Here is an 8,931-nt window from a genome sequence, read left to right as displayed (position 1 = left end):
CGGCTCGGCGCCCACCGCCCGGGCCTCGCGCGCGGCGGCCATCAGCTCGTCGAGGACGTCGGCGAGCCGCTCGGCCTGCTCCAGCGCCGCCCGCGCCTCGTGGGCGACCTCCTCGTCGGGCACGGCGGTGAGCTCCTCGATGCGTAGCTGCAGCGAGGTCAGCCGGCTGCGCAGCTGGTGGGAGACGTCGCCGACGAGCTCCCGCTCCCGCTGCACCAGCTGCGCGAGCGCGGTGGCGGACGCGTCCAGCGCCTCGGCCACCGAGTCCAGCTCGGGCACGAAGTAGCGGGTGCGGTCCAGCCGGAAGTCGCCCGCGCCGAGCCGGGACGCGCGGTCCGCGACGTGGCGCAGCGGGCGGGCCAGCCGCCGCGCGGTGACGCTCGCGACGACGAACCCAATGCCGATCGTGGCCACCACGACGAGCGCGACCAGCAGCGCCACCTGGGTCTGCGTTGCGCGCATCGGGGCGGCGTCGATGGAGAGCCGGACGGTGCCGTGCTGGACGATCGGAACCTCCTCGCTCACCGTGTCGCCGCGCAGCTCCGGGCCGAGGGTGAGGTTCTTGCCGGTGTCGGGCAGCGTGACGAGCAGGTGGCCACCGGTCGGCACGGCCAGCTGCACGCTGCGCAGGTCGACCTGGTGGCCGCTGGCGACCTCGTCGTCCAGGATCGCGGCGATCTGGCGGACGCGGCCGGCGAGGTCCTCCCGGGTGAGGTTCTCCACGATCGCCGTCGCCGTGTAGCCGAGCGGGATGCCCAGCAGGCAAGCGGTGACGGTGACGGCCAGGAGGATCGCCAGGAGGACGCGGCGGCGCACGGCTTACTCGGCGTTGAAGCGGAACCCGACGCCGCGCACGGTCGCGATCCGGCCGGCGCGGTGGCCGAGCTTGCGGCGCAGCCACGACATGTGCATGTCGAGCGTCTTGCTGGTCTTCAGCTCGGGCCCGCCCCACACCTCGTCGAGGATCTCCTCGCGGGTGACGACCTGGCCCGCTCGCTGGATCAGCACGCGCAGCAGCTCGAACTCCTTGTTGGCGAGCGTCACCTCGTCACCGTCGACCAGGACCTGACGTGCGGCGAGGTCCATCTTCACGCCGTTGACCTCGATCGTGCCGGGCGCCTGGCGGCGCAGCAGCGCGCGGATCCGGGCGAGCAGCTCCGCCAGCCGGAACGGTTTGGCGACGTAGTCGTCCGCGCCCGCGTCCAGCCCGACGACGAAGTCGACCTCGTCGGCGCGGGCGGTCAGCATGAGGACGGGGATGCCGCGGCCGGCCGCGCGCAGCCGCCGGCACACGTCCAGCCCGTCGATTCCGGGCAACCCGAGGTCGAGCACCAGCAGGTCGATCCCGCCGCCGTTCGCCGACTCGTACGCGCTGTGGCCGTCGACCACCACGCGGACCTCGTAGCCCTCCCGATTCAAGGCACGGGACAGCGGATCGGCGATCGCCGCGTCGTCCTCGGCCAGCAGCACCACACTCACGACGCTAAGACTAGGCGTGACAGCATGCCGCCATGGCCTCCCATGCTGATGATCTTTCCGTCGCGTTGCGACTGGCCGACGCTGCGGACGAGATCACCACGGCCCGGTTCCGCGCGGACGACCTCGTGGTCGACCGGAAGCCGGACCGGACCCCGGTCACGGACGCGGACACGGCGGTCGAGGACGCCATCCGCGCGGTGCTCGCGGCCGACCGCCCGGGGGACGCCGTGCTGGGCGAGGAGCGCGGCGGCTCGCTCGGGCCGGGGCGGACGTGGATCGTGGACCCGATCGACGGGACGAAGAACTTCCTGCGCGGCGTGCCGGCGTGGGCGACGCTGATCGCCCTGGTCGAGGCCGGTTCACCGGTGGTGGGCGTGGTGTCGGCGCCGGCGTTCGGGCGGCGCTGGTGGGCGTCCGCCGGGGCGGGCGCGTTCAGCTCGTTCTCGGGTGGTCCCCCGCGGCGGTTGCGGGTGTCGGGCGTTCGCTCGCTGTCGGACGCGTACGTGTCCACGACGGACCTGATGACGTGGGGCCCGGCCAGGCCCCGGTACCTGGCCCTGCTGGCGGCGTGCTGGGAGAGCCGGGCGTTCGGGGACTACTGGCAGCACTGCCTGGTGGCCGAGGGCGCGCTGGACGTGGTGGCGGAGCCGGTCGCGAACGCGTGGGACCTGGCGGCCGTGCAGATCCTGGTCACCGAGTCGGGCGGGTCGTTCACGGACCTGAGCGGCGAGCCGCGCTTCGACGGCGGCTCGGGCCTGGCGACGAACGGCCACCTGCACGAGGCGGCACTGGCGATCCTGCGGGGTTAGGCGGGATTCGCGGCCGGGAGCAGCCCGACCGCGCCGCGCACGACCTGGGCCCAGGTCAGGCGGCCGAACAGGTAGTGGCAGGCGACCTGCTCGTTGGTGAAGCGGGCCCAGTCGTACCGGTTGCCCTGCTCGCGCCAGAAGACCTCCCAGCCGTAGGTGCCCTCCTCGTCCGGCTGCTCGTCGCGGACCAGGCACCACGCGTTGTCGGCCTCGGCACCGATCGACACGATCGCCGGGGGCACGCCGACGGCGGTCAGCCACTCGGAGATCGACTCGGCGTTCATGTGTCCTCCCCGGTGATGTCGGCCAGGTAGCCGAGGGCTTGCAGCTCCATGGCCGAGTGCGTGGTCCGGTACCGCACGCCGCCGCCTGGCTGCGCGAACCACGCGGCGGACACCGCGCGCCACACCGGCAGCGGGCGCAGCACGCGGTAGCGCCGGTAGCCCTGCTCGAGGTGTGCCGGCGGCAGCGACCGCTGCGCGAACGGCGTGCCGGCCGCGGCGAAGACGCGGCCCTCCCAGCGGCCGAACCGGTCGATCTCGGTGCCCTCGTCGAGCACCTCGGCCTCGGCCTCCGCGCTGCCGCCCTCGGGGTACTGCTCCCCCGGCGGCCAGGCGAACTCGACGCCCTCGCGGCTGATCCCGTGCGCGGTCACGCTGCCGAAGCGGACCAGGTAGCGGCGGTCCCAGTCGCGCTCGTGCTCGCCCCCGAGCGGGTCGTGGCCTTCCGTCAGCTCGCTGACTCGCGCCGAGCCGGGCTGGAGCGCGTCGGACGGTTCGAGCGCCGGCACGCCCTCCCGCAGCTCGGCTCGCCGGTCGGTGCTGTCGACCAGGTGTCGTTGCGGATGGTCACCGGGCTCGAAGCGGAGGCCGGGCGCGTAGTCCAGCTCGGGCGGCGGTGCGGGCAGCTGCCGCGCCGGCCGGTCGTCGGCAACGGGCATGTGGCCGATGGGGAACATGTGGACCCAGAACAGAGCCAGGGCCTCGTCGCGCTCCCGGGCGGGGACGGCCGCCGCGGCGCCGGGCTGGGCGCCCGGGACGGGCGGGACGACGGGGGCGTAGCCGCCCCTGCGCGGGTCGGGCACGAGGGACTCGGCCGGCCGCGCACCGCCGGCCCCGAGGCCACCGGCTCCCGGCGCGCCCGTGCCGAGTGCGCCCGGGCCGCCGAGTCCGGGTGCGCCTGTTCCGGTCCCACCGGCGGCCGGGCGCCCGCTGCCCGCCGGTGGTGCTCCGGTCGCGCCACCGGCGCCTGGCCGGGCCAGGTTCTCGCTCGGGGCGGCCGGCCGGGCAGCGCCCGCACCAGGGGCGATGCCGCCGGCGATGGGACCGCCCGGAGCCGGCCGGGGCCCCGCTCCGGGGGCCGCGCCACCGGCCGGGCCGCCGACCATGCCGCCGGGGGCCGGGACACCCGGCGCGCCACCACCGAAGGACGGGCCGCCGCCGAAGTTCGGGCCGCCGAAGTTGGGTGCGCCGGGGTTGGCGCCGGGGGCGGGCACGTTGCCGACCACCGGCGCGGCCGGCGGCACGTTCGCCTGGGGGCTGGCGGCCGGAACGTCCGCGAAGCCGGCGAGCGAGGTCTGCCCGGTGGGCGGTGTCGGGTGGTCGCCGAGCCCCGGCGGCCACGAGCTGTCGACCGGCACCGGCCCGGTGATCTCGGGATCGCCACCGATGACGTCCGGGCCCGCGCCGGCGACCGCGCGCCCGGTGTCGCCCACGACGTGGGCCGCCCCGTGGGCGGTGTCGCCGACGAGATCGGTGGCCCCTTGCGCGAGACCGCCCTGCCCGGGATGGCCGGGTCCCGGAGGGCCGTCCCCGACGACATGCGTCGCGCCGTGTGCGGTGTCCCCGACCAGGTTGGTGGCGCCCTGGACGGTGTCACCCACGAGGTTGCCGCCCGGCCCGTGTCCGTGACCGCCCTGGCCCAGGAGGTTCGTGGCGCCCTGCGCCGTGCCACCGACCACGTTCGTCGCCCCGTGGGCCGTCTCGCCCACCACATGGGTGGCGCCGCGAGTCGTGTCACTCACCAGGTCGGTCGCGCCCTGGACGGTGTCGTCGAGCAGGCTGCCGCCCGGCGCGTGTCCACCATGTCCACCGTGCCCGCCGTGCCCCTGGCCGACCAGGTCGGTCGCGCCGTGGGTCGTGGCGCCGACCAGGTCTGTGGTCGCGCCCACCAGGTTCGCGCCGTGACCGCCATGACCACCGCCATGACCACTGCCGTGCCCTTGGCCCACCAGGTCGGTCGCGCCGTGGGTCGTGGCGCCGACCAGGTTCGTGGCGCCCTGCAGCAGGTTCGGGCCGTGGGTGCCCGGGTTGGCGTTGACCGGGTCGCGCACCCCAGAGATGTCCACGCCCGACGCCGGCTGCACCGCCGAGATCAGGCTCGACTCGATGTTCGCCACGTTGGCCGACGTGCCGCGGATCGCAGTGTCCAGGCCCGCCAGCGCGGTGGGGTGGCCGGCCGCGGCGGCGCTGTGTGCGGCGTCGGAGTTCTGCGCCAGCGCCACGAGGTTTCGCACGATCTCGACCTTCGCCGCTCCGACCTGCTGCGACGCGTGCTCCAGCCGGTCCGCCGCCGCGTTCATGCCGCGCACCGTGGACGTCAGGTGACCGGAGTCCGGCTCGACGAACGTCTGCCAGTGCTTCGTCGCCGCGGTACCCGTGTCGCCGTGGACGGCATCGAGCGCGCCCCGCACGGTCCGGTCCGCGTCGGTCGTCACCGCCGACATGTTCGTGGCCCCGTCGCGCCACGCCTGCGCCTGCCTGGCCATGGCCTCCTCGTCGGCCTCCGGCCACCGCACGCCCGCCTGCGCGGCGACGCCGGCGAGCTCGGGAGGAAGTTCGATGCCCATGGCTATGCCTCGGTGAGGTCCGGTCCGGCCGCGCGCAGCCGCCGCGCACCGTGCTGGTCGTCGCCCTCGTACGTGGCCGCGGTCGCCGTGAACCGGTCGCCGACCGAGCCCAGCTGCCCGGGCAGCGCGCCCAGCTGCGCCAGCGTCGAGTCCGCGGGGGAAGCGTGCGCGGCGGCGAAGCTCTGGCCGACGGCGTCCGAGCCCCAGCACGCGCCGGCCTCGGCCAGCGCCGCGGTCAGCGTCTGGTGGATCGACGTCACCCGGCCGGCGATCGGGTCGAGCTGCGCCTGCTGCCCGGCGAGGCGGTCCGGCTCGACCTCGTACCCGTCGCTCATCGCTTCCTCCGGCCGGCCTGCATCCAGGTGAGGTTCTCGAATGTCTCCTCGGCACCCGGCTGCTCGGTCTTGAGCTCCGTTTGGGTGAGATCGGCCGTGCCGCGCAGCAGCGCGTCCGGATCCGTGTCGGGCGGCAGCACCGGGGCGAGCACCTCGCCGGCCCTGCGCGCCATCAGCAGCGCGGCCTTCTCGGTCAGCTCGACGATGGTCTGGGCGAGCTCGTGCGGGCGCAGCTTGCGGTACGCCGAGTCGACGATGACCAGCTCGCACAGCTGGCCCTGGGGTCCGACGGTGACCGTGACCAAGCCGTCCTCGCTGGTCGCCGACTCCTTGAGCGCCGCCAACTTGCGGTGGACGACCCCCAACTGCTCCCGGCTGCGGCGGTAGCCCGCTAGCAGTTCCTCGACCTGAGCTCGATGGTCAGCCCCCACGGCTACCTCCGCTGGGTGCAGGCATGGTCGTCGGTCTCGCGTTGGACGCGCGCCGGCGCGTCCCGGTTCCCGTGATTCTCAACGACCCCGCAACGCCACCGACACGGCCGAGTGGACCACACGTGCGATAGTTCCGCCGATCGGCGAGCGCGGGCCGCCGAACGGCTCCGCCCGTCCGTCGGGCGGGCACAGCACGGCGGTCGCATCGGTGCTCGTGCCGGTGCCCGGCACCCCGGCCTCGAACAACGCCTGCGCCTTCGCCTCGGCGATCGTGGCGACGGTGTTGACGAGCGCGGCGGGCGAGAGCCGGACGGGCGAGAAGCACACGACGTTGATCGTTCCGGGGCCGCTTCGCGCAACGGCCGCGGGCGCCGCCGCCCACGTCGGGTGCGCGCCGATCCCGGTGGTGACCGACGCGTGCACGCCGCCCTCCGAGCGGTGCACGACCTCCCGGACGTCGACCGCGGTGAGGAACCCCGCACCCGCACCGGCCAGCCCCAGCTCGGCGGCGAGCTCCGCCAGGTGCACGTCGGGATCGCGCCGGTCGTACCCGTCGGGCACCGTCGCGTTCAGCACCCACTCGCGCGGGCCCAGCCCGCCGCCCAGCGGGCCGGACGAGATCGTCAGCAGCGGCGCGGGCGGCTGCCACACCAGCACCGGCGCGCCGGCGACCGAGGCGAGCTCCGGCCTCACCGGATCTCCTTGCGCACCAGCGCTCGACGCGTGCCACGCCGGTCCAGGAGGGTGAACCCGGCGGCGAGGAACATGTCGAGCGTGCCGTGGTAGAGGTCGCCCGCCGCGCGCCGCGCGCCCTCGGTGTCCACCGGGTGCCCCTCGACCGCCGCGGCGCCGCGGGCGGTCGCGAAGTCGACGGCCGAGTCGAGCAAGGTCGCGGCGAGGCCCTGGCGGCGGGCCCGCCGGTGGACGAAGAAGCACGTCACCGACCAGGTGTCCGGCCGGGCGTCCGACCGCGTGATCGTCGAGGTCGCGAGCCGCGGGTAGGTCGCCCGCGGCGCGACCGCCACCCAGCCGGCCGGCCCGTCGTCGTCGACCGCGATCAGCCCCAGCGGCGCGCCGAGCCGCGCGCGCAGGAACGAGCGGTTGCCCTCGCCCCAGCCGGCCCGCACCTCCGCGTGCGGCCGCATGAACCACACGCACCAGCAGCCGCCGACGGTCTTGTTCGCCGCGAACAACGTCTCCAGGGCAGGCCAGGTGTCCGGGGTGAGCTCGACGATCTCCACGAGGTCAGCCCCGCAACGCACGCACCACGCGCGACGGGCTGGGCCGGCCGAGCTCGCCGGCGAGCCACGCGCTGGTGTCGGCGAGCTTGTCCAGGTCCACGCCGGTGTCGACGCCGAGCCCGTCGAGCAGCCACACGAGGTCCTCGGTCGCGAGGTTGCCGGTGGCCGACTCCGCGTACGGGCAGCCACCCAGCCCGCCCGCTGAAGAGTCCACTGTGGTCACACCGTGGCGCAGCGCGGCGAGCGTGTTGGCGAGCGCCTGGCCGTAGGTGTCGTGGAAGTGCACGGCGAGCGCGGACATCGCGGTGCCCGCGGCGGCGAAGGCGCTCAGCAGCGCGGCGACCTGGCCCGCGGTGGCCACGCCGATAGTGTCGCCGAGGGAGAGCTGCGAGCAGCCCATGTCGAGCAGCCGCTGCCCGACCGACACGACCGCCGCCGGGTCGACCGCGCCCTCCCACGGGTCGCCGAAGCACATCGACACGTAACCGCGCACGTCCATTCCCTCGGCCACCGCGCGCGACACGACGGGGTCGAACATCTCCATCTGCGAGTCGAGCGTGCGGTTGAGGTTGCGGCTAGCGAACGTCTCCGTGGCGCTGGCGAAGATCGCGATGTGCCGCACGCCCGCGGCTAGCGCGCGGTCCAGGCCTCGCTCGTTGGGCACCAGCACGGGGTACCGCACACCGTCCCGCTTGGACAGTCCGGCGAGCAGCTCCTCCGCGTCGGCGAGCTGGGGCACCCACTTGGGGTGCACGAAGCTCGTCGCCTCGATCGTGGTGAGGCCCGCGTCGGCGAGCCGGTCGAGGAACTCCAGCTTGACCGCGACCGGCACGACGGCCGTCTCGTTCTGCAGGCCGTCGCGCGGGCCGACCTCCCAGACCGTCACCGCGGCCGGGAGGTCGTCGCCGGGCACCCGGACCGGGAGCCCGAGATCCCGAGCGGTCACGTCAGCCCTGCTGGAACTCTTGCGTGGAACCGCGCCCGTAGTCGTCGTGCGGGTTGTCGTTGACCTCGCGGTAGATCAGGGTGTGCACCTTCTCCACCTTGGGGATGTCGTCGAACTCCAGCGGCTCCTGCGAGGCGGACTCGATGATCAGCGTGCCGCAGCCGAAGATCCGGTCGATGAGGCCGTGCTCGAAGCGGACGCTGTTGATCCGGCCGAGCGGGATGTCGATGCCGGTCCGGTTGACCACGCCCTCGCGAGCCATCACGCGGTCGGTCGTCACGATGAAGTGGGTGGTCCGCCAGCGGAGGAACGGCACGAAGAACAGCCAGATGAGCACGGCCGCACCGATGACCGCGATCGCGATCCAGGCGACCAGGCGCCACGACTGGTCCTGCACGAGGACCGCGAGCCAGATGCCGAGCGCGAGCGTGACGACCAGGACGAGGTAGGGGACCAGAAGCATCTTCCAGTGCGAGTGCTTGTGGAGAATGACGCGCTCGCCGTCGCTGAGCAGGTCGTCTGGATAGGGCACGGCGTCCTCCCGAAAGCACCTGGCCAATGGTGACCGGATAACCGTACCGGCGGCGACGGACGCCGGGCGCGCGGATCGCGCTAATCGCGTTCGTCGTTGTTCAGGTGCACGACGTCGCCTGCCGACAGCGAGCGGACCGTGCCGTCGTCCAGCTTGATGAGCAGCTGCCCGCCGCTGTCCACGTCGACGGCGGCGCCGGTCAGCGCCTCGCCGCCGGGCAGCTCTGCGCGCACCCGAAGGCCGATCGTGCCGCACACCTCGCGGTACCCGGTCAGCACGCCGCTGCGCTGCACGTCCCCGTCCGCGAGCC

Annotated in this window: 12 protein-coding genes; 1 reads left to right on the top strand and 11 read right to left on the bottom strand. The window is 74.4% G+C overall.

Going from position 1 to position 8,931, the window contains the following annotated elements; translation table 11 throughout:
* Nucleotides 1-816: HAMP domain-containing protein (locus tag VH969_RS17690; protein ID WP_331975502.1), on the bottom strand; the 816-nt coding region annotated here is incomplete at its 3' end.
* A 3-nt stretch (nucleotides 817-819) separates the two neighbouring features.
* Nucleotides 820-1,479 (bottom strand): response regulator transcription factor, encoded by a 660-nt coding sequence (locus VH969_RS17685; protein WP_331975500.1) that lies wholly within the window; start codon nucleotides 1,477-1,479, stop codon nucleotides 820-822.
* A 32-nt stretch (nucleotides 1,480-1,511) separates the two neighbouring features.
* Between VH969_RS17685 and hisN the strand changes: the two genes are divergently transcribed.
* Entirely contained in the window at nucleotides 1,512-2,288 is a 777-nt protein-coding gene (gene hisN / locus VH969_RS17680) for a histidinol-phosphatase (RefSeq protein WP_331975498.1), read from the top strand.
* Here hisN and VH969_RS17675 read toward each other — a convergent pair.
* The 9 genes from VH969_RS17675 to VH969_RS17635 all read right to left on the bottom strand — a co-directional run.
* Nucleotides 2,285-2,572: a hypothetical protein gene (locus VH969_RS17675; RefSeq protein ID WP_331975496.1), complete on the bottom strand. Its 288-nt coding sequence runs from the start codon at nucleotides 2,570-2,572 to the stop codon at nucleotides 2,285-2,287. The two genes, hisN and VH969_RS17675, sit on opposite strands and share 4 nt — an antisense overlap.
* Nucleotides 2,569-5,136: a TNT domain-containing protein gene (locus VH969_RS17670; protein WP_331975494.1), complete on the bottom strand. Its 2,568-nt coding sequence runs from the start codon at nucleotides 5,134-5,136 to the stop codon at nucleotides 2,569-2,571. Before VH969_RS17670 ends, VH969_RS17675 begins: the two co-directional genes overlap by 4 nt.
* Nucleotides 5,137-5,138: 2 nt before the next feature.
* On the bottom strand, nucleotides 5,139-5,471 hold the full coding sequence (locus VH969_RS17665) for a hypothetical protein (protein WP_331975492.1): 333 nt from the start codon (nucleotides 5,469-5,471) through the stop codon (nucleotides 5,139-5,141).
* Nucleotides 5,468-5,902 carry a YbaB/EbfC family nucleoid-associated protein gene (locus tag VH969_RS17660; RefSeq protein WP_331975490.1) on the bottom strand — a complete coding sequence of 145 codons (435 nt, stop codon included), beginning with the start codon at nucleotides 5,900-5,902 and terminating at the stop codon, nucleotides 5,468-5,470. Before VH969_RS17660 ends, VH969_RS17665 begins: the two co-directional genes overlap by 4 nt.
* Before the next feature lie 78 nt (nucleotides 5,903-5,980).
* Complete coding sequence (locus VH969_RS17655; protein WP_331975488.1) at nucleotides 5,981-6,595, bottom strand: adenosylcobinamide amidohydrolase; 615 nt, start codon at nucleotides 6,593-6,595, stop codon at nucleotides 5,981-5,983.
* The gene (locus VH969_RS17650; protein WP_331975486.1) at nucleotides 6,592-7,143 is read right to left on the bottom strand and encodes a GNAT family N-acetyltransferase; all 552 of its coding nucleotides are present in this window, start codon (nucleotides 7,141-7,143) and stop codon (nucleotides 6,592-6,594) included. Before VH969_RS17650 ends, VH969_RS17655 begins: the two co-directional genes overlap by 4 nt.
* Before the next feature lie 4 nt (nucleotides 7,144-7,147).
* Nucleotides 7,148-8,089, bottom strand: coding sequence for a hydroxymethylglutaryl-CoA lyase (locus VH969_RS17645; RefSeq protein WP_331975484.1), 942 nt, complete (start codon nucleotides 8,087-8,089; stop codon nucleotides 7,148-7,150).
* Between the two features lies 1 nt (nucleotide 8,090).
* Entirely contained in the window at nucleotides 8,091-8,621 is a 531-nt protein-coding gene (locus VH969_RS17640) for a PH domain-containing protein (protein WP_331975482.1), read from the bottom strand.
* Between the two features lie 80 nt (nucleotides 8,622-8,701).
* Nucleotides 8,702-8,931: biotin protein ligase-related protein (locus tag VH969_RS17635; RefSeq protein ID WP_527249161.1), on the bottom strand; the 230-nt coding region annotated here is incomplete at its 5' end.

The organism is Actinophytocola sp. (genome assembly GCF_036555685.1).
Lineage (GTDB): Bacteria > Actinomycetota > Actinomycetes > Mycobacteriales > Pseudonocardiaceae > Actinophytocola.
The sequence above is the reverse complement of the archived record's forward strand: the minus strand, read 5'-3'. Positions and strand labels throughout refer to the sequence as shown.